We start from the raw sequence: 20,658 nt of genomic DNA on the forward strand, positions 1-20,658 counted from the left end.
CGTCGGTGAAGCCGGGTTATAAGACCATCATTCAACCTTGTAAATACCTAATTTCAGTTTTATGACGTTTTTTTCTGAATTTCCCCGGAGATTCATAAAAACAAGGGCTTATCCCCGGGATGTTGATCTTTTTTATCAGCAAAAATACGCAAAAATTTGACTTCGATTCAAAGTCGCGGCATTTTTAACCAAATTTTGGCGGTTATTAAAGTAAATATGAGCGGATGAAAACCAGAGACCTTTTGAGCACCTTCTTTTTCAGTCTGCCCCCGCTGGCGCGGGGGGTTCTTGTGGCTGCGCCTTTACTGGCCACCGGATATCTGGCCGGAACATATTTTGCCGACGGACCGGAGAGATCCGGATCGGCCGTCAGCGACTCCCTCCAGCAGGAGATTACCGACTCGCCGCTGGCTGCACAGATCCCGGACTCCGACAGTCCGGCTGTGGCCATGGAAGAGACCCCAGTTGCCGAAGATACTGTTGCCGAAGACACCGCTGCCGAAACGGCGGAACCGAACCGCAAGGTTCTGGTGCTCAACCGGGGCGAGGGACTCATGCAGCTGCTCACCCGCAACGGCGCCAGCCGGCAACAGGCCCACGGCGCCATTCGGGAGCTGGGCAAATTCTATAATATGCGCAAGCTCCAGATCGGCCAGGTTGTCACCGCCGGGTTTGATTCCCGGGACAATCTGGAAAGCCTGGAGCTGGAAAAGGATTTCACCCACCTTGTCAAAGTACAGCGGCAGGACGCCGGCTGGCAGGGAGAAGTCGAGGAACTGCCGACCATCACCATTGCCCGCCATGCGGAAGGCGTCATTGAAGACAGCCTGTTCATGGCCGGTCAGCGCGAAGGCCTGCCCACATCGGTCATTGTCGAACTGATTCGCATCTACAGCTTCGATGTGGATTTCCAGCGGGAAATCCGCCGGGGCGACCGATTCGAGATCTTTTACGAACGGCATCTGTCGGAAGACGGCCGGCGTGTGCAGGAGGGAGATATCCTCTATGCCCGCCTGACCCTTTCCGGCAAACCCATCAGCCTCTATCGCCACCAGGCCAAGGGCGACCTGTTTGCCGACTATTATCATGAGAACGGCCAGAGCGCCCGCAAGGCCCTGATGAAAACCCCCATTGAAGGGGCCCGGCTGTCTTCCTATTACGGCAAGCGCAAACACCCGGTTCTGGGCTATACCCGCATGCACAAGGGACTTGATTTCAGCGCGCCGACCGGGACGCCGATTATGGCTGCCGGTGACGGCGTGATCGAACGGGCCAGCCGCTACGGCAGCTACGGCAACTATGTCCGCATTCGCCACAACGGCACCTACACGACCGCCTATGCCCATCTTTCCAAATACGGCCGGGGCATCAAACAGGGCAGGCGTGTCAAGCAGGGTCAGGTTATCGGCTATGTGGGCGCCACCGGCCGGGTCACCGGCCGGCATCTGCATTACGAAGTGATGATGAACGGCCGACAGGTCAATCCGCTGGCCCTGAAGATTCCCACAGGCCGGAAACTGAAAGGGACCGAACTGGAGAAATTCATCCAGGTCGCTAGCACCATTGACCATGAAGTCAATCTGCAGAAAAACAACATCCTGCTGGCCTGGAACAAGCAGGACTGACCCGTAAACCCGGAACAATTTCTTAACCATTTTCGGCCATTCTAAGGTTTCACAAGAATGACGGGTTAAGAATTTCATGTCCGGATCTTCACAAAACACCGCTTCAAGCCAGGCCGACACAGCGACAGTCTACGGCCCGGCCCTGTTCTGTTTCCTGATCTCCTTTCTTGCCCTTCTGTTCGTAAAACTGGCTCCCGCAGACAGCCGCAATCTTGCCGTTGTATTCCCGGCAGGCTACAGCCTCGAAGAAAGTTTCCGCAAAACCACCGCCAGTGGCGTTTATGTGACCGGCAATGGCGCATTTGACAATATCGTTCATTTCAGAACACCCCGAGAGGGATCCCGGCAGACAATACTGAACAAACTGTACGCCGCCGGAGCCATAGTCATTATCAACCCGTTTGGCGCCGCCGGCTGTTTTGCCCGCAACACCGCCCAGTACCCCAAGAAAGTCTCTAAAAATGCATGAACTGGAAAACCTCAGAGTAAAAACCTCTACATATTTCCTTTGTATTCTCTGGCTGATGACCGCCGTCGTCGCCATTACCGGCTTTGTCCTTAGCCCTGCCGGCTGGATCTTCTGCGCCCTGGTCAGTGCCCTGATCTCTGCCGGCGCCACCTATCTGTGGAAAACAGCGCCAGGGCAGGCGGCCTAGCGCTATTACACGACCGTCGCCCTGGTGGCGATTATCAGTTTCTGGCTCTATGAATATACCGGCCATCCCTGGCAGATTGATATTCATATGAGCTTTTTCGCCGCTCTGGCCCTGACCGCCATTTACTGCGATGAAAAAGCCATCCTGATTTCTGCCGGCACCATTGCCACCCACCATCTTTTACTCAACTTCGTCATGCCGTCCGCCATTTTCCCGGACGGCGCGGATTTCATGCGGGTGGTCCTGCATGCGGTGATTGTGGTGGTTGAAACCGGATTCCTGTTCCTGCTGACCCGCGAACTGGAGACGGCGTTCAGCAATGCCGAAGGAGCCGTATCCGATGCCGAGCTCGCCGCCGAACAAGCCAGCCAGGCCAGCGAGGAAGCCAGCAAGCTTGCCGCCAAGTCCGAAGAAGCCCTGCAGGCCCTGCGGGAAAGTCAGGCCGAGGCCGAACGCCTGGCCGGGGAACAGGACGCCATGCAGCAAAAAGCTGCACGGGAATACAGCCAGCGCCAGCTGGCGCTGGCCGACAGGCTGGAACATGCCATCAAGGAAGTTTCCTCCAGCCTGGTGAGCTCTGCGGAAAATCTCAGGCAAAATGCCGACACCCTGTCCCATCTTGCAACTGAGGAAGAAACGCTTTCCTCAGACGTCCGTCGGGCCGCAGAAGCCAGCTCCGGCAACATCCAAAGTGTGGCTGCCGGGGTCGAGGAGCTGTCCGGCTCGATTCGTGAAATCACCCGGCAGATCTCCCATACATCAAGCATCTCAAGCGAGGCGGTCAAACAGGCTGAATCAACTACCCAGACCATTCAATCCCTGGCGGACCAGACCCGGAATATTCGCGAGGTGCTGGAGCTGATCACGGATATTTCCAACCAGACCAACCTGCTGGCGCTCAATGCCACCATCGAGGCGGCCCGCGCCGGTGAAGCTGGCAAGGGTTTTGCTGTGGTCGCCAACGAGGTCAAGGCCCTGGCCGACGAAACCGCCAAGGCGACCGAACAGATTGACGCCCAGATCAACAATATGCAGGTGGTCACGCAGGAAGCGGTTTCTTCCATCGAGGAAATTTCCAAAATCATTGCCCAGACCAATGAAAGCGCCGGTGTCATCAGTTCCTCTATCGAAGAGCAGAATGCGGCAACAAATGAAATTGCCAGCAACGCCCAGAGCGCGTCCCAGGGCACCCGTGATACCACCGACAATATTGGGCGCCTGCATGAAACCTCCCAGAAAACCAAGGGTTCCGCCGACAAGGTGATGACCATCTCGGGCCAGCTGGGAGAACAGTCCGGCACCCTGTCCCATGTGGTGGACAGCCTGTTGAGCGAATTGCGCAGCGAAGCCGCCGCCGGCTAGATACAGAGCGTTATGCACTAAAACCGAGAAAGGCTCCCTCCCGGGAGCCTTTCCTTTTATGTCGTCGAGTCTTTTTAAACCGTGACTTCCAATCCACCGGCCCCGGCCGTCACATGGACCGTGGAGCCGTCGTGGACCGTGCCGTCCAGAATCCTGTTGGCAAGCACATCCTGCAGATTCCGCTGGATCACCCGTTTCAGCGGCCGGGCCCCATAGACCGGATCATAGCCCGCATGGGCCAGCCAGTCGAAAGCGGTCTGGTCCAGATCCAGGGTGATCTTGCGATCAGCCAGCATCTTCACCAGGCGTTTTAGCTGGATTTCCACGATACCATGCATATCTTCGCGCCCCAGACGATGGAACAGGGTGACTTCATCCAGACGGTTGAGAAACTCCGGCCGGAAGGCACTACGCACCACTTCCATCACCTGATCGCGCACAGATTCCACATCGGCGCCTTCCGGCTGATCGGCCAGAATATGGCTGCCCAGGTTACTGGTCAGGATGATCAGGGTATTTTTGAAATCCACCGTGCGGCCCTGACCATCGGTCAGGCGGCCGTCGTCCAACACCTGCAGAAGCACGTTGAACACATCGGGATGGGCCTTTTCAACCTCGTCGAACAGAATCACCTGGTAGGGCCGGCGGCGCACGGCTTCGGTCAGCACACCGCCCTCTTCATAACCCACATAGCCCGGAGGCGCCCCGATAAGCCGGGCCACCGCATGTTTTTCCATGAATTCGGACATGTCGATGCGGACCATGGCATGTTCATCGTCGAACAGGAACTCGGCAAGCGCCTTGGTCAGTTCGGTTTTGCCCACCCCGGTAGGACCGAGGAACAGGAATGATCCGATGGGACGGCTTTCGTCCTGCAGGCCGGCCCGGGCCCGCCGTACGGCGGCGGAGGCCGCCCGTACCGCTTCGTCCTGGCCGATCACGCGACGGCCGAGCCAGTCTTCCATCTGAACCAGTTTTTCCCGCTCGCCTTCCAGCATCTTGTCCACAGGGATACCGGTCCAGCGACTGACCACAGAGGCAATATCTTCGTCGCTGACTTCTTCCTTGAGAAGCTGATTCTGGCTTTCGCCGCCTTCTTCTGCGTCCTGAAGCTGTTTTTCAAGTTCCGGAATGGCGCCATACTGCAGTTCGCCGGCGCGGGCCAGATCACCAGCCCGTTGGGCCTGCTCCAGCTCGAGACGCGCCTGTTCCAGCTTCTCCTTGATCTGCTGATCGCCGGAAATACGGTCCTTTTCCTTCTGCCACTGGGCCGTGATCTCGGCAGACTGCTGTTCCAGCTCGCCCAGGTCCTTTTCCAGTTTTTCAAGCCGGTCGCGGGAGGCCTCGTCCTTTTCCTTTTTCAGGGCCTCACGCTCAATCTTGAGCTGAATGATTCGCCGGTCAAGCTCATCCAGTTCCGTGGGCTTGCTGTCCACTTCCATCTTGATCTTGGATGCCGCCTCGTCGACCAGGTCAATGGCCTTGTCCGGCAGGAAGCGGTCGTTGATATAGCGATTGGACAGGGTCGCCGCCGCCACAATGGCGCTGTCGGTAATCCTGATTCCGTGGTGAAGCTCGTATTTTTCCTTGAGCCCGCGCAAAATGGAAATGGTATCCTCCACGGTGGGCTCGCCGACCATAACCGGCTGGAAACGCCGCTCAAGCGCCGCATCCTTTTCCACATATTTACGATATTCATTGAGGGTGGTCGCGCCGATACAATGCAGTTCACCCCGGGCAAGCGCGGGCTTCAACAGATTGGACGCATCCATGGAGCCTTCTGACGCACCGGCACCGACAATAGTGTGCATCTCGTCAATAAAGAGAACGATTTCACCGCCAGCGGCTTCCACTTCCTGCAGCACGCCCTTGAGGCGTTCCTCGAACTCGCCGCGATATTTGGCACCGGCCACCATGGCGCCCATATCCAGGGCCATGATTTTCTTCTGGCTCAGGGAATCGGGCACATCTCCGTTGGCAATCCTGAGGGCAAGCCCTTCCACAATGGCGGTCTTGCCGACACCTGGTTCACCGATCAGAACCGGATTATTTTTGGTTCGGCGGGAAAGCACCTGGATGGTGCGGCGGATTTCCTCGTCCCGGCCGATCACCGGATCAAGCTTGCCGTTCCGGGCCGCTGCCGTGAGGTCGCGGGCATATTTCTTCAGTGCATCATAGCTGTCTTCCGCACTGGCACTGCCTGCCGTACGCCCCTGGCGTATCTCATTGATCGCCGAATTAAGATTCTGGGCCGTGAGCCCGGCCTGTTTTAGGATTTCTGCGGATTTGGTCCCGCTGGCCAGGGCCAGGGCCAGCAACATGCGCTCGACGGTCACATATTCGTCACCGGCCTTTTTGGCCAGTTCCTGCACACTGTCAAAGAAACGTGCCGTCGCCGGATCCATATAAAGCTGACCGGCGCCGCTGCCTTCCACTTTGGGATAGCCCTCGACTTCCTTCTCCACAGCCAGCAACGCCTGCTTGGCATCGGCGCCCGCCGCCTGCATGAGATTGGCACAAAGGCCTTCCCGGTCTTCAAGCAGAACTTTCAGAATATGTTCCGGTGTAAATCTCTGATGACCTTCACGAAGAGCCAGATTCTGGGCGCTCTGGATAAACCCCTTGCTGCGGTCTGTATATTTTTCGAAGTCCATTCCTGCAAAACTCCTTTATTCCTGATTAGCTCACATATGATGTGACTTTTCTGCAACACAAGAGCCCGGATGAAATTTTAGCATAAAAAAAGGCCGGAGGTTACTCCGGCCCTGAACAAATATTTTCGATGGAGATCACTCGGAAGCTTGTTGCTCCTCTGTTTCTGCCTTTTTCGCCCGGCCACGGCGGGCCGGCTTCTTTGCAGTATCTTCCAGAGGCAATTCTTCTGCCTCGGAGTCCATTTTTTTCCGGCTGCGGGGGGGCGTACGGCGTTTGGGTTTGCCTTCCGGCTGACCGCCCTCACCATTTTCCCCGAGATCCAGGTCGAGAATTTCCGCCGGCTTGTCCTTGTCCCCGCCGTCATCGGAATGAGAGGCGCGAGCCGCCTTACCGCCCTCTTCCGTATCGTTGGCAATCTCGACAAGATTTGCCTGGTTTTCGGCAGCTTCTTCAGCCCGGCGTTTCTGTTCTTCTTCCCGGGCCGCCTGGGCGGCGGCTTCTCCGGCGGCATGCTCCGCGTAGATACGGTAATAATGATCGGCAAACTGAGACAGGGATTCGGAAGTCATGCGATCATTGGCAAATGTCTCCCGGGCCAGTGTCTTGTATTTTTCGTACAACTGTTTGGCGTTGCCGCGCTGTTTTCCCAGCGGGCCATGACTGTCTACCTGGCGTGTGGCGGCATTGCCCTGGGGCTGGGAACCGCCTTTGCCTTTGCGCCCCTTGCCGCCGTTCTTGCCTCGCTGTTGATTACTGGTGTTTTTTCCGCTCTGACGACCGCGGCGTGGATTTTGGTTTTGTTTCATTTAATACACTATCAGGGGCTCGGATCGTGCCGATGCCTGTCACAGGGTTGGCCGTCTTTCTACAAGACGGCATACTTTTGATTTTTCAGATTTTCTGGGGTTTATATACCGGTATATCCCTCACCGGATTTCATGGTACCCTAGGGCAACGCCCTACACTACCCCGGCCAATCTGAAATGCCAAGTCTCTTTTGTTTTTTTTTCAGGGCCGCCAGGCAACACAGCGGTCACGACCTGCCAGATCCTTGATAATCTCTATTTCCCGGATACCGGCATTGGACAAAAGTTCCTTCAATGAGGCTCCCTGACCAGCGCCGATTTCAAACAGGATAAATCCATCCACGGCAAGAAAATCCGGCAACCGGGTAATCAGTTTCCGATAATCGTCCAGCCCTTCCTCACCCGAATAAAGCGCCCGCTCCGGTTCAAATTCGCGAACTTCCGGCGGCAGACTTTCTTTCTCGCTCAACCCGATATAGGGCGGGTTGGACAGAATAACGTCGAATTTCTCTTTCCGGGCCAGGGCAGAGGTCCAGTCACTCTTGATAAAAATCGCCCGCTCTGAAAGGCCAAGCCGTTCCGCATTCTCCCGGGCGACCGCAAGGGCTGCTTCGGAAATATCCAGCCCCAGACCGCTGGCATTCTGCAATTCACTCAGCAGACTGAGCAACAGACATCCGCTGCCGGTACCGAGATCCAGGATCCTGAGCGGAGCTGTCCGGTCCCTGATTTTATCCAGGGCGGCCTGTATCAGGGTTTCACTATCCGGACGCGGTGTCAGCACATCCGGCGTTACCTTGAATGACAGGCTCCAGAATTCCTTTTCTCCCAGGATGTGTGACAGGGGTTCCCGCTGCCGTCTGCGCGCCAGAAGTTTCTCAAGGAACCCGACCTCTGATTCCGTCAGTTCCCGGTCCTGCTGAAGATAGACATTCATTGGCGTACACCCAAGCACATGGGCCAAAAGAACCCTGGCATCCAGTTCCGCTGTCTCAATGTCACAGGCGGCAAGACTGTTACGGACCTCCCTCAACCAGAAGGCAACGGTTCCTTTTGCCTGTGACAGATCCGGTGTCATGGTGATCGCCCGCTCATCAGACTTGCATCTCGGCCAGTTTCGCCGCCTGATCCTCGGTAATCAGGGCCGAGATGACCTCTTCAAGGCCGTCGCCGGCCAGGATCTGGTCCAGTTTATAGAGCGTCAGGTTAATACGGTGATCTGTCACCCGGCCCTGCGGAAAATTATAGGTCCGGATGCGTTCCGAGCGATCCCCCGACCCCACCTGGTTTTTCCGGTCAGCCGCCCGTTCCGCATCCCGCTTCGCCCGTTCTGCATCATAGATACGGGCCATCAGAACCTTCATGGCCTTGGCCTTGTTCTTGTGCTGGGATTTTTCATCCTGCTGGCTGACCACAATGCCGGTCGGAATATGGGTGATACGGACCGCGCTGTCCGTGGTGTTCACAGACTGGCCGCCCGGTCCGCTGGCCCGGAAGACGTCAATGCGCAGATCCTTTTCGTCAATCTGGACGTCCACTTCCTCGACTTCGGGCATCACCGCCACGGTGGCCGCCGAGGTATGAATACGCCCGCCGGCTTCGGTTTCCGGGACCCGCTGCACCCGGTGGACACCGGATTCATATTTTAATCTGGCGAACACGCCCTTACCGCTCACATTGACAACAACTTCCTTGAAACCGCCCTGGTCGCTTTCGGAAGCGCTGACCACTTCGAACTGCCAGCTCTGCATCTGGGCATAACGCTGGTACATGCGAAACAGATCGCCGGCGAACAGGGCTGCCTCGTCGCCGCCAGTGCCTGCCCGGATTTCCAGCAGGGCATTCTTGTCATCATCAATGTCCTTGGGCAGGAGCAGGATCTGCACTTCCTGCTCCAGGCCGGGAAGTTTTTCCTTGAGTTCCGGCAGTTCCATTTCCGCCAGTTCCCGCATTTCCGCATCGGTATCCTGATCCCCGAGCATTTCCTCGAGATCGGCAATTTCCTGCTGCAGGTCCATAAATTCCCTGGCGGTTTTCACAACCGGGGTGAGATCGCTGTATTCGCGGGAAATTTTAACAAAATCGTCGGAACCAAGATCGCTGCCGCCCGACATGAGATGTTCGAGTTCCTCGTGGCGCGTGATCAGCTGGTTCAGTTTTTCCTGTGGTATCATGGTGTTCTATCCTGTTTTCTATTCTGCCGGCGGTAACAAGAAAACAAGCTAACGATAGTGCATCAGATAATCGGACACCTTGTCCAGGTCAATCTCCTGCTGGGCCCCTTCGTCAAGATCCTTGATGGTAACCTTACCCCGGGCCAGCTCATCACTACCCATCAGTATGGCCAGTTCGCTGTCCAGCTTGTTGGCGCGCTTCATGCGTTTGCCAACATTGCCGCGATAGCCCATATCCACCACAAATCCGTCATGGCGCAGGGTCCGAGCGAGTTTGAGGGCCGCCGTCTGGGCATCCGCACCGACAGGAACAATGGAAACGGGACGTGCTGTCACAGGTACATGATTGTGAGAAACAAGCTCCGCCAGCCGTTCCAGTCCGGCCGCCCAGCCGATTCCGGCTGTGGCCGGACCACCCATGAGCTCGATCAGGCCGTCATAACGGCCCCCGGCCAGGACGGTTCCCTGGGCGCCGAGCTGGGTGGTGGTAAATTCAAAAGCGGTATGGCTATAATAGTCCAGGCCGCGCACCAGGCGGGGATTGAACACATATGTAATGCCCAGCGCCGCAAGCCCCTCCTGCACCTGCTGGAAGAATGTCGAGGAGGCTTCGTTGAAATAATCCTGCAGGACCGGAGCACCGGCCACGATTTCCCGGTCCCCCTCATCCTTGCTGTCCAGGATCCTGAGCGGGTTTTTATCGAGCCGGTTTAGACTATCCTCACTCAGGCTGTCCTTGTGCGCTACAAAATAGTCCACCAGCGCATCCCGGTAAGCAAGGCGGCTTTCCGTATCGCCCAGTGAATTGATCTCCAGTGTGATATGCTCCATCAGGCCAAGCTCGCCCAGAAGGTCAGCCGCCAGGGCAAGCAGTTCGATGTCCGCCTGCGGCTCCGACACCCCAAGGATTTCCACATCGATCTGGTGGAACTGGCGCATGCGGCCTTTCTGCGGGCGTTCGTAGCGGAACATGGGACCATAGCCATAGAACTTCAGAGGCAGATCCTGCTGCAGGCCGCCGGAAATGAACGCCCGGGCAATGCCGGCTGTATATTCAGGACGCAACGTCAGGCTTTCCCCGCCGCGATCCTCGAACGTGTACATTTCTTTGGACACAACATCGGACGTTTCCCCGAGCGTCCGCCTGAACACCTCGGTAAATTCGAAAATCGGCGTGGAAATCTCGCTGTGGCCATAGCGTTCCGCCACCTTGATGAACACATCCGTTATATATCTGAAGGCACGGGCCTGATCACCTAATATATCGTGAGTCCCGCGTACCGGCTGGAGACGCGCCACCATTCTTCTCCTTAATTCTCAAGATGCTTTTTTGACAGTCTTGTTTTTTTCGTTTTCCGCGTCCAGTTGCGCGGCTTTCTGTTCCACCAGCTCGACGATATGGTCGACAATATGGTCGTCGTCAATCTTGTGATCTGTCACACCGGACAGGTAAACCATATGGTTGCCGTTGCCGCCGCCGGTCAGGCCGATATCCGTTTCCCGGGCTTCACCCGGCCCGTTCACCACGCAGCCAATGATGCTGAGGCTCAGGGGAGTGGAAATATGCTCGAGCCGTTTTTCCAGGACTTCCACGGTCTTGATGACGGGGAAGGCCTGCCTTGCGCAGGAAGGACAGGACACAATCCGCACACCCCGATGACGCAGGTCCAGGCTTTTCAGCATTTCAAAACCCACCTTGATTTCCTCTACCGGGTCGGCAGACAGGGACACGCGGATGGTATCACCAATGCCGGACCACAGCAGCATGCCCATGCCGATGGAGGATTTCACCGTACCCCCCCTGAGACCCCCGGCCTCGGTAATGCCCAGATGCAGGGGATAGTCACAGGCCTCGGCCAGACCCTGATAGGCTGCCACCGCCAGAAACACATCCGAGGCTTTCACGCTGATCTTGAATTCCCGGAAGTCATTATCCTCGAGGATCTTTGCATGTTCCAGCGCACTTTGCACCATGGCTTCCGGGCAGGGTTCGCCGAACTGTTCCAGGAGATGTTTCTCAAGCGATCCCGCATTGACCCCGATGCGCATGCTGCAGCCGTGATCCTTGGCCGCCTTCACCACTTCGCGCACCCGGTCAGCGGACCCGATATTGCCCGGATTGATCCTGAGACAGGCGGCACCCGCTTCCGCGGCCTCGATGGCGCGCTTATAGTGAAAATGAATATCCGCCACGATCGGCACCTGGGCCTCGCGAACGATTTCCTTCAGCGCCGCCGTACTTTCCTCATCCGGGCAGGACACGCGGACGATATCGGCGCCGGCGTCTTCCAGTGACCTGATCTGCGCCACAGTCGCCTTCACATCATGGGTCAGGGTGTTGGTCATGCTCTGCACCGAAATCGGCGCATCGCCGCCAACAGCCACATCGCCCACCATGATCTGGCGGCTTTTTCTGCGTATGATGTCGCGATAGGGACGTACACTCATGTCATTTATCCGGTTCTGTGCCTGACCATCGGGAAGGCTCTCTCAAATCCGGCCTAAACATGCGCAAAAAGCGGCCCGATTTCAAGGAGAAAGGGCCGCCGAGTATGGTTTGCAGACAGATTTTTATTTTTAATGCTGAAGTAACGCCGTTTTTTGCAGCAGGTGCTGCTGGTCAAGCGTCAGTTCCGAAACAATCTGGCCGTAATCACCGAGAGGCGAAATGGCCACATCCCCGACAAACAGGGAAAGAGCTGAAGCATTACTTGTCATCAGTTTCAGACCCTTGCGGTCGGGCGCGAAGAATTCCTCGCCTTCCTGTACCACACGGTCGAACAAAATTTCACCTTCGGGGCCGGAAATCCGTACCCAGATATCAGCCGCCGCCGTCAAACGAATCCGGTCGCCAACCACCGGCGTTGCCCTGACTTCACGGCTAAAGATTTCATCCGCGTCACTGTCATTGGTATGGGCCGTTGCCTGCTGGACCAGCGTAAAGGTCGGGCTCTCGTCAACTGGTTTATTCTCGGCCAGTTTTTTCTCTACCGGTTTTTTCCCGGGCTCCGCCGCGACTTTTTCAACAGCCTGCTTGACGGGTTCCGCAAGGGCAATCTGTGTGGCGGTTGCGGGCGCAGATGCGGTCAACATTGTATCCGCCATGCTCAGGCTGCTCACATCATCCAGAGCAATCAAGTCCTCACGAACCTCTTCCGTACCGAACATCATACCGACGCCAAGCACCATCACCAGTGACAGGCCGCCGATGGAGGCTGCAATATTGCGGGGCAGACTTGCCCGCGCAGGCACCTCGGGGAACACCAGCTCCACTTTCTGGAAAGCGCCTTCATATTCGGATTTGAACTGGCTGACGACAGATGTCGCATCCAGGCCTAGATAGGTTGCATAACTTTTAAGAAACCCGCTGGCATAACATGCCGTCGGAAATGCTGAAAAATTGTTCTGTTCAAGTGCCTCGAGAAGATGTGGGCGAATACAAAGTTCGCGCGCTACATTATCCAGATCATTAAGCCCGCGGGATTTCCGGGCACCTGACAAAAGGCTTCCCACATCGGGGGTTTTGTCTTCCCCTGCCTCTGCCTGCATTGTTTTTTCCCCTGTCGTAACCACCATTTTATCCATTCAAATAAACAGTCCCGCTGCTGTATCAGCGGTCAATAACGTTAATTTGCGTTCCCGGTGTAGAAGTCCAACCCCTGAAAACGGATATAAACCGTAGCTTACCCGAATTATTAATTAGTTAATTTTATATCGAGTTACGTTCTTTTCCGCCCTGTTCATCTTTTTTTAAGGCATTTTTTTGAAGTGAACCGTAGATTAACACAGGGAGTCAATAAAAAACTGCAACTGACGGGCATAGAACGGAATTTCTAGTCCGATTCTTCTAGAATCAGCGAATCTGGATACCGTGGTCCTTGGCAAACGTCAGAATTCTGTTGCGGACCGAATGATCCGAACGACTCAGCAATCCCGCCATATAATCCTCAAGCTGATCAAGGTTAAGACTTCTTATCATCATTTTCACGGGCCCCACCGATGCCGGCGCAATGGACAGGCGCCTCAGACCGATACCGAGAAGAGCGAGCGCCGCCACAGGCTTCCCGCCCAGTTCCCCGCACAGGGTTACCGGCACTTCATACTCGTTGCATTTGTCGATAACAAACTTCATCATGCTCAGCGCCGGCGGCGACAGGGGATCATACCGGTCCGCCAGTTTCGGGTTTTCCCGGTCACAGGCAAAAAAGAACTGCATCAGGTCGTTGCTGCCGATGGACACAAAATCCACCAGTGGCAAAAGATGGTCCAGCTGCCAGAGCAGGGATGGCACCTCGAGCATGGTACCCACCTTGACAGTCCTGGGCCCCTGCTTGCCAAATTTCTTCAGCCACTCCAGCTCCTTGTCGAGAATGGATTTTGCAGCACTGAATTCACTGACATCCGCGATCATGGGGAACATGATGCTAATATCCCGTCCCTCTGCAGCCTGGAACAGGGCCCTGAGCTGATACCTGAGCAATGCCGGCCGGTCCAGGGAGATGCGCATGGCCCGCCAGCCGAGCGCCGGGTTGGCTTCCTCCTCCCTTTTCAGAAAAGACACCGGTTTGTCGCCACCGATATCAAGGGTACGGAAAACCACCGGTTTGTCACCGGCCATATCCATGATGGATTTGTAAAATTCTGCCTGAATATCCACCTTGGGCATGGTGGCGCTGACCATGAACTGGAATTCGGTGCGGAACAAACCGACCCCCTTGGCGCCGGTCCGCTCCAGGCCGTCCATGTCGATGGTCAGACCGGCATTGATAAAGAGGTCGATTTCCACCCCGTCAAGGGTAACGGCCCTTTTGTCCCTCAGCGCCTCGTAACTGGCCAGCAGCTCTGCCCGGCTGCTGATATTTTCCTGGTAGCTCTGCAGAATTTCCGGCAGGGGAGAGAAATAGACAATTCCCTCGACGCCGTCCACGATCACCCTTTCGCCTTCCTGCACATGCAGAAGCGCATCTTCCACCTGGCCCACCATGGGAATGCCGAGCGCCCGGGCGACAATAGCCACATGGGCGGTCGCCGCCCCCTGCTGCAGGATCACCGCCTGGAGTTTATCCCGGTCATAGTCCAGCAGGTCGGCAGGCCCCATGTTCTGGGCCACAAGAATGGCATTGTCCGGCAGGCTGTCAGCCGCCGCGGTACCGGTCTTGCCCACCAAGTGACGGATCAGCCGGTTTGACAGGTCATCAAGGTCGCTGAGCCTTTCCCTGAGGTAAGGATCGTCGGTTTGCTGCATACGGCCACGGTTATCCATCTGGATACGCTCAACGGCCGCCTCTGCGGTAAGACCCGTCTCGATCACCTCGACAATCTTGGCTTTCCACCCCTTGTCCCGGGCAAACATCTTGTAGACGTCAAGAATTTCCCGATGTTCGCCATGATGACGGAAGTCCTCGGCCGACATCATATCGTCAATCTGGCCGACAAGACTTTCCAGCGCGGTGTCCAGACGCTTTAGCTCGCGCGTCGGATTATTGGACAGGTGATGGGTGACTTCCACCTTGGGCTCATGAAGAACGGCCCGCCCCTCGGCCAGCCCTTCCGAAAAGACGACCCCTTCAAAGCTCGGGGTTGCCGCCCGTTCGAGGGTGCCTTCGGGGGTTTCAAAGGGATCAAAAAGCTCGCCGCCGGCAACAAGCTCGGCCAGGACCATGGCCACGGTCTGGAGAACTTCCACTTCCTCCTCGGAATACTGGCGCAGGGTCTTGTTCTGAATGACAAGAACCCCTGCCACATTGCCGGCCCTCAGGATCGGCACCCCAAGGAAGGAATGATAGACTTCCTCTCCGGTTTCCGGACGGTAAACGAATTTCGGATGGTTCTGGGCGTTGGCCAGGTTAAGCGGTATGCCGGTTGAGGCCACATGGCCCACCAGGCCCTCGCCCACCTGCAGACGGGTCATGTGAATGGCCGAGGCCTTGAGGCCTTCGGTGGCGAAAAGCTCCAGCATTTCCCCGCCGCGCAGGAAATAGACAGAACACACTTCCGAGACCATATTCCCGGCAATCAGGCGCACCAGCTGGTTCAGGCGATCCTCGGCACCACCGGTACCGGCCATGATCTGGTGTAACCGTCTTAACAAAAGACGCGGTGCGCTGCTTGCGGGGGTCATCTACCCTCCTTTGCCATTGCCAGAGAAACAGGATGGGTCCTATCCGCTTCTCAATCTGTATGGGATTGTCTTATTTAACTGCCAGATATGATGCGGCCTGTTCAACAAGCTCTTCGATGATTTCCCTCGCTGGCTGTATGCTCTTTACCATTCCTACGCTTTGCCCGGCCATGACGGATCCTCCCTGAACATCTCCGTCGATGACCGCTTTTTTCAATGCCCCTGCCCAGTAATGTTCTATGGCCAGTTGGGACTCCTTGAGGTCCATTTCACCGGCCTGGTATTTGTTTATCACATCCTGCTGGGTTTTCATAAAATCTTCTGTGGCGTCATTCTTGAGGGCCCGCACCGGAATGACCGGGAATCGGGGATCAAGCTGAACCGACGTAATGGCATCCCTTGCATTGCCTTTGATAAAGGCCTGCTTGAAGTTTTCATGAGCGATGGATTCCTCGGCGCAGACAAATCTTGTGCCCAGCTGAACACCGGAGGCGCCCATTTCCAGATAGGCGCCAATGGTCTCGCCGCGACCGATTCCCCCGGCCACGAAAACCGGCACGTCCGTAATATGGGGCAGGATCTCCTGAACCAGAATGGAGGTGGATACGGGGCCAATATGACCGCCGGCCTCGGAACCTTCCACCACCAGCGCATCGACGCCGGACCGGATCAGCTTCTTGGCCAGCACAAGCGCCGGGGCAAAACAGATGACCTTGGCGCCACCGTCCTTGATCTTTTGAATAGCCCCCCCCGGCGGGATACCGCCGGCCAGCACCACATGGCCGACCTTGTGGGAAAGCGTCACATCAATCAGGGCGTCCAGATCGGGATGCATGGTGATCAGGTTGACGCCGAACGGCTTGTCGGTCATCTCCTTAGTCGCGGCAATTTCCTGATCCAGGAGATCGGGGGTCATGCTGCCGCAGGCGATCACGCCGAAACCGCCCGCATTGGACAGGGCCGAGACCAGGTGACGTTCCGATACCCAGCTCATGGCGCCCCCGAGAATGGCATATTCGGTGCCGAGGAATTCTTTGCCCTGTGCCCACAACCTGTTCAGGCGTTCATGTCCGTTGCTGCTCATTTCATATGCCCCCGCCAGTTTGGTTCAGCCGTTATGCGCCGTCGAGTCCGTAAGCCGTATGCAGGGCCCGGACAGCCAGTTCGGTATATTCGGAATCGATCAGAACGCTGATCTTGATTTCGGATGTCGAAATCACCTGGATATTGATGCCTTTGTCCGCCAGTGTCTGAAACATGGTTGCCGCGACACCGGCGTGGGAACGCATGCCGACGCCGATAACGGAAATCTTGACCACATTCTTGTCGGAAACGAGGCGCTCATATTTCAGGCTGCTTGCATTTTCCAGAATCTTGATGGCTTTTTCCACATCGCCCTGGGGTACGGTAAAGGTAATATCTGTTTTCAGGCCGTCCTCTGACTCATTCTGAATGATCATGTCCACATTGATATTGCCATCGGCGAGCGGACTGAACACTTCACCGGCAATACCCGGGGTATTGTCCACACCGACCAGAGTTATTCTTGCTTCATTGTTGGCATAGGCGATGCCACTGACGACTTGTTTTTCCACGATTTCATCCTCATCAACCACCAGTGTACCCGGTGTATCCGTAAAACTTGAAAGAACCTGTACCCGCACACCGTGATTCATAGCCATGGCCACGGAGCGGGTCTGCAGCACCTTGGCGCCGAGAGACGCCATTTCAAGCATTTCCTCATAGGTGATCTTTTCCAGCTTGCGGGCTTTGGGCACGATACGCGGATCGGTGGTAAAGACACCTTCCACATCCGTGTAAATGTCACAACGGTCCGCCTCCAGCGCCGCCGCCAGCGCCACCGCCGACGTATCTGATCCGCCGCGGCCAAGGGTCGTAATCCTGTTGTCATCGGCAATGCCCTGGAAACCCGCCATCACACAGACCACACCTTCTTCCAGGCGCTCGCGCATGGCGGTGGTGTCAATCTCGCTGATACGGGCGGCGCCATGTACGTCATCGGTTTTGAAGGGAACCTGCCATCCGAGCCAGGACCTGGCCGGAATATCCATATTCTGCAACGTCAGGGCGAGAAGGCCGGAGGTAATCTGTTCACCTGCAGCAACAACAGTATCATATTCCCGGGCATCGTGCAGCGGTGAGGCATCTTCCACCCATTTTACCAGCTGGTCCGTCGTTCCCGCCATGGCGGAAACAACAACAGCCACCTGGTTACCGGCCTCGACCTCTTTTCTTACGCGGCGGGCCACATTCCGTATCCTGTCCAGATCGGCTACGGAAGTCCCGCCAAATTTCATGACAATTCGTGACATCACTCAAACCTGATTGTGCTCCTTGCGGGGCATTCTTTAAAAATCGCGCTATACATATACGTTTATCCTTGCTTGAAGCAAGGCTTGAGTTAGATATAGTGTGTAAAATATGGTTTTTTTATAACAATATTACGAACAGGATTTTTTTCTCATGGCGGCAAGTCCTGCCAATTCAGGTCAATCTTCTCCCCCCAGATCAGTGGATCCGGAGGAAATCGCCAATTTTTCCGCCATGGCCGCCACCTGGTGGGATCCGGACGGTCCGTTCAGACCGCTGCATAAAATGAATCCGGTGCGGCTCGAATTCATCAAGGCGTCCCTGTGCCGCCACTTTGACCGGGATGTCACTGCCACCGACGCCCTCAAGGGATTGCGCATTCTCGATATCGGTTGCGGCGGCGGTCTGCTGTGTGAGCCGCTGACCCGGCTCGGGGCAACCATGGTCGGCGCCGACGCCTCGGAAAAAAACATTGGCACCGCCCGGGCCCATGCCGCGGACTCAGGACTGGATATCGACTATCGTCATATCACGGCGGAAGAACTTGCCGAAGCCGGCGAAAAGTTTGACGCTATCCTGAACATGGAAGTGATCGAACATGTGGCGGATATCCCGTCCTTTCTGACCGCTTGCCACAACCTCCTGAAAGATGGCGGATGCATGACCCTGTCGACCCTGAACCGGACGGCGAAATCCTGGCTCATGGCCATTGCCGGAGCGGAATATATCCTGCGCTGGCTGCCGGTGGGCACCCACGACTGGCAAAAATTTCTAAAACCCTCCGAGCTTTCACGCAGCCTGCGGGATTCAGGTTTCAAAACCCTGGATATCAAAGGCATGGTCTTTCACCCCATCAGCGGCATATGGTCGCTTGATGATCATGATTTTTCCGTCAACTATGTAGCGCTGGCCGAAAAGGCCTGATCGGGCAGGTCACAATGGCAGATTTTCCCACATTCCGGGACCACACCGCGAAAATCTGGCCTCCTTCCGAAGGATCGGGAGAGGAGAAACGGCATATCGCCTGCGAGATTCCAGTGTCCATCGAATATAATTGCGCCTCCTATGCGGTCATGATGGTCACCCCGTCCGACCTGGAGGATTTTGTCTATGGCTTCAGCCTGACCGAGGGCATCATTGACGGGGCAGGAGACATCATCGGTCTTGATATACATAATGTGGAAAACGGTCTGGTTGCAGCGGTCGAAATCAAAGAGCATTGCTTTGAGAGACTTGAAGATTTCAAAAGGCAGATGGCCGGGCGAACCGGCTGCGGACTGTGTGGGGCCGACCGGCTGGAACATGTCATCCGGCCCCTGCCGTCGGTGCCAAAAGGCATAACCTTCCCGGCCACAATCCTTCATAAAAGCATGCAGCAACTGCACACACATCAACCGCTGAACCGGGAGACAGGCGCCGTTCATGCCGCCGCCTTCTGCGACAGGACAGGAAATATTGTTGTCGCACGGGAAGATGTGGGCCGACATAACGCGCTGGATAAAATTATTGGTCAATTGATGCGGCAGGGGATGGACCCGGCGGACGGCTATGTGCTCGTTTCAAGTCGTTGCAGCTTCGAAATGGTACAGAAATGCGCGGCCGCGCGCCTGCCGCTGATCGCCGCCGTCTCGGCGCCCACTGACCTTGCCATTGATCTGGCCCGAAAGACCGCTGTCACCCTGGTGGCGCTGGTGCGGGACGATAACATGAGCCTTTATGAAGACACCCCGGGACGGGTCAAGACAGACAATGACGGATGACTTCCCCTATTCTTCACGGCGGGCGGCGCTCTCCGATCTGGGAGAACTTCAGTCGGTCATGGAACAGTCCATCAACCGGCTGCTCGATCCTTTTCTGTCGCCGGAACAGGTGAAAGCATCACACGAGATCATGGGACTGGACAGCCGTCTGGTGGAGGACGGCACCTATTTTGTCCTTCAGTCGGGAATAGAGATTATCGGCTGTGGCGGCTGGAGCAGGCGGGAAACCCTCTATGGCGGCAACCACACAAAAGGCCGCAACGACCGGCTGCTTGATCCTGAAACGGAACCGGCCCGGGTGCGGGCCATGTATACCCGCCCCGATCATGTGCGCCGGGGTGTAGGGCGGAAAATCCTCGACCTTTGCGAAAGCGACGCTGCACACGAAGGATTTACCCGCTTCCAGCTGATGGCGACACTCTCCGGCGAGCCACTTTACCGTGCCTGCGGCTACCAGGCGCTGGAAAACTGTGCGGCGGAAACCTCGAGCGGTATCACTGTTCCCCTGATCCTGATGGAAAAACCGGCTTCAGCCCGATAGCTCAATCCAGCAAGCGGCGGGCCCGGTCCATATCTTCCGGGCTGTTAACATTGAAAAAAGGGTCTGGATTATCTTCCCAGACAACTTTTACACGGTTTTGCCGCTCCAGCCAGGTCATCACCCTGCGTTCCCCGGAGGTGAGATAATCCCTTAAACTCTCCAGCAGGGAGACATGCCAGAGCCCCATCACCCCGTGCAGCCGGTTCGCGGAAGAGGCCACCGCCACCGTGTGATTCCCTTGGGATATAGCCTCGAAAAGCCGCACGGCATAATTCCCGGGCACAAAGGGAACATCCCCGGCAAAGGAGAGAAGATAGTCACCGCCGGTTTTTTCAAGCCGGGCAAGGCCGGCCTCAAGACCGCCCAGGGGCCCCGCATCGGGAAAATTGTCCGGAATGACCGGCAGGTCGCCGGCCGACAGAGGACCGAACGCCTCGTTATAGCTGAGAAGAAGGCCGTCAACCTGAGGCTCTGCCCGATCGATCACATGCTTGAGCACTGTCTTGTCGCCCAGGGGCATCGTCAGCTTGTTGTCGCCCATGCGGCGGGAGCGGCCGCCGGCAAGTATAATGCCTGTGATATAAGGAGTGCTGTCTGTCATGACCCCAAGACTAGCGTAACGTCCCG

General features: G+C 56.4%; 18 protein-coding genes. 7 read left to right on the forward strand and 11 right to left on the reverse strand.

Translation table 11 applies throughout. The features are described 5' to 3' along the window. Nucleotides 1-224 precede the first annotated feature (224 nt). The 4 genes from ACN0YD_RS13785 (at nt 225) to ACN0YD_RS13800 (ending at nt 3,643) form a co-directional block, all read left to right on the forward strand. Nucleotides 225-1,625, forward strand: a complete 1,401-nt coding sequence (locus tag ACN0YD_RS13785) for a M23 family metallopeptidase (RefSeq protein ID WP_417320753.1) — start codon at nt 225-227, stop codon at nt 1,623-1,625. A gap of 76 nt (nt 1,626-1,701) precedes the next feature. Next, nucleotides 1,702-2,094 carry a hypothetical protein gene (locus ACN0YD_RS13790; protein ID WP_417320754.1) on the forward strand — a complete coding sequence of 131 codons (393 nt, stop codon included), beginning with the start codon at nt 1,702-1,704 and terminating at the stop codon, nt 2,092-2,094. Then, nucleotides 2,087-2,281, forward strand: coding sequence for a hypothetical protein (locus tag ACN0YD_RS13795; RefSeq protein WP_417320756.1), 195 nt, complete (start codon nt 2,087-2,089; stop codon nt 2,279-2,281). Before ACN0YD_RS13790 ends, ACN0YD_RS13795 begins: the two co-directional genes overlap by 8 nt. Nucleotides 2,282-2,305: 24 nt before the next feature. Continuing rightward, nucleotides 2,306-3,643 (forward strand): methyl-accepting chemotaxis protein, encoded by a 1,338-nt coding sequence (locus ACN0YD_RS13800; RefSeq protein ID WP_417320758.1) that lies wholly within the window; start codon nt 2,306-2,308, stop codon nt 3,641-3,643. A 74-nt stretch (nt 3,644-3,717) separates the two neighbouring features. Here the strand turns inward: ACN0YD_RS13800 and clpB are convergent, their stop codons facing one another. The 10 genes from clpB to ACN0YD_RS13850 form a co-directional block, all read right to left on the reverse strand. Beyond that, nucleotides 3,718-6,297: an ATP-dependent chaperone ClpB gene (gene clpB, locus ACN0YD_RS13805; protein ID WP_417320760.1), complete on the reverse strand. Its 2,580-nt coding sequence runs from the start codon at nt 6,295-6,297 to the stop codon at nt 3,718-3,720. 135 nt (nt 6,298-6,432) lie between these two features. Beyond that, nucleotides 6,433-7,104, reverse strand: coding sequence for a DUF4167 domain-containing protein (locus ACN0YD_RS13810; RefSeq protein ID WP_417320761.1), 672 nt, complete (start codon nt 7,102-7,104; stop codon nt 6,433-6,435). A gap of 202 nt (nt 7,105-7,306) precedes the next feature. Then, the gene (gene prmC / locus ACN0YD_RS13815; protein WP_417320763.1) at nt 7,307-8,182 is read right to left on the reverse strand and encodes a peptide chain release factor N(5)-glutamine methyltransferase; all 876 of its coding nucleotides are present in this window, start codon (nt 8,180-8,182) and stop codon (nt 7,307-7,309) included. Nucleotides 8,183-8,198: 16 nt separating this feature from the next. Then, the gene (prfA, locus tag ACN0YD_RS13820) at nt 8,199-9,278 is read right to left on the reverse strand and encodes a peptide chain release factor 1 (protein WP_417320765.1); all 1,080 of its coding nucleotides are present in this window, start codon (nt 9,276-9,278) and stop codon (nt 8,199-8,201) included. A gap of 48 nt (nt 9,279-9,326) precedes the next feature. Beyond that, nucleotides 9,327-10,577: a histidine--tRNA ligase gene (gene hisS / locus ACN0YD_RS13825; RefSeq protein ID WP_417320962.1), complete on the reverse strand. Its 1,251-nt coding sequence runs from the start codon at nt 10,575-10,577 to the stop codon at nt 9,327-9,329. Nucleotides 10,578-10,595: 18 nt separating this feature from the next. Then, complete coding sequence (gene ispG / locus ACN0YD_RS13830) at nt 10,596-11,726, reverse strand: flavodoxin-dependent (E)-4-hydroxy-3-methylbut-2-enyl-diphosphate synthase (protein WP_417320767.1); 1,131 nt, start codon at nt 11,724-11,726, stop codon at nt 10,596-10,598. Between the two features lie 129 nt (nt 11,727-11,855). Then, on the reverse strand, nt 11,856-12,863 hold the full coding sequence (locus tag ACN0YD_RS13835; protein ID WP_417320769.1) for a helix-turn-helix domain-containing protein: 1,008 nt from the start codon (nt 12,861-12,863) through the stop codon (nt 11,856-11,858). A 268-nt stretch (nt 12,864-13,131) separates the two neighbouring features. After that, nucleotides 13,132-15,399 (reverse strand): phosphoenolpyruvate--protein phosphotransferase, encoded by a 2,268-nt coding sequence (gene ptsP / locus ACN0YD_RS13840; RefSeq protein WP_417320771.1) that lies wholly within the window; start codon nt 15,397-15,399, stop codon nt 13,132-13,134. A 70-nt stretch (nt 15,400-15,469) separates the two neighbouring features. Then, entirely contained in the window at nt 15,470-16,483 is a 1,014-nt protein-coding gene (locus ACN0YD_RS13845; RefSeq protein WP_417320773.1) for an NAD(P)H-dependent flavin oxidoreductase, read from the reverse strand. Between the two features lie 31 nt (nt 16,484-16,514). Next, nucleotides 16,515-17,732, reverse strand: coding sequence for an aspartate kinase (locus ACN0YD_RS13850; RefSeq protein ID WP_417320775.1), 1,218 nt, complete (start codon nt 17,730-17,732; stop codon nt 16,515-16,517). 151 nt (nt 17,733-17,883) lie between these two features. Between ACN0YD_RS13850 and ubiG the strand changes: the two genes are divergently transcribed. Genes ubiG through ACN0YD_RS13865 form a run of 3 tightly spaced genes read left to right on the forward strand, consistent with a single transcriptional unit; the run spans nt 17,884 to nt 20,031 of the window. Next, complete coding sequence (gene ubiG, locus ACN0YD_RS13855) at nt 17,884-18,654, forward strand: bifunctional 2-polyprenyl-6-hydroxyphenol methylase/3-demethylubiquinol 3-O-methyltransferase UbiG (RefSeq protein WP_417320777.1); 771 nt, start codon at nt 17,884-17,886, stop codon at nt 18,652-18,654. A 14-nt stretch (nt 18,655-18,668) separates the two neighbouring features. Continuing rightward, nucleotides 18,669-19,490, forward strand: coding sequence for a formate dehydrogenase accessory sulfurtransferase FdhD (gene fdhD / locus ACN0YD_RS13860; protein WP_417320779.1), 822 nt, complete (start codon nt 18,669-18,671; stop codon nt 19,488-19,490). Beyond that, a complete protein-coding gene (locus ACN0YD_RS13865; RefSeq protein WP_417320781.1) occupies nt 19,480-20,031 on the forward strand; it encodes a GNAT family N-acetyltransferase in 552 nt (183 codons plus the stop codon). Before fdhD ends, ACN0YD_RS13865 begins: the two co-directional genes overlap by 11 nt. A 1-nt stretch (nt 20,032) precedes the next feature. Here ACN0YD_RS13865 and mobA read toward each other — a convergent pair whose 3' ends face one another. Then, nucleotides 20,033-20,632, reverse strand: coding sequence for a molybdenum cofactor guanylyltransferase MobA (gene mobA / locus ACN0YD_RS13870; protein ID WP_417320783.1), 600 nt, complete (start codon nt 20,630-20,632; stop codon nt 20,033-20,035). Nucleotides 20,633-20,658 lie beyond the last annotated feature (26 nt).

The sequence above is a fragment of the Emcibacter sp. genome, assembly GCF_048269205.1.
Lineage (GTDB): Bacteria > Pseudomonadota > Alphaproteobacteria > Sphingomonadales > Emcibacteraceae > Emcibacter.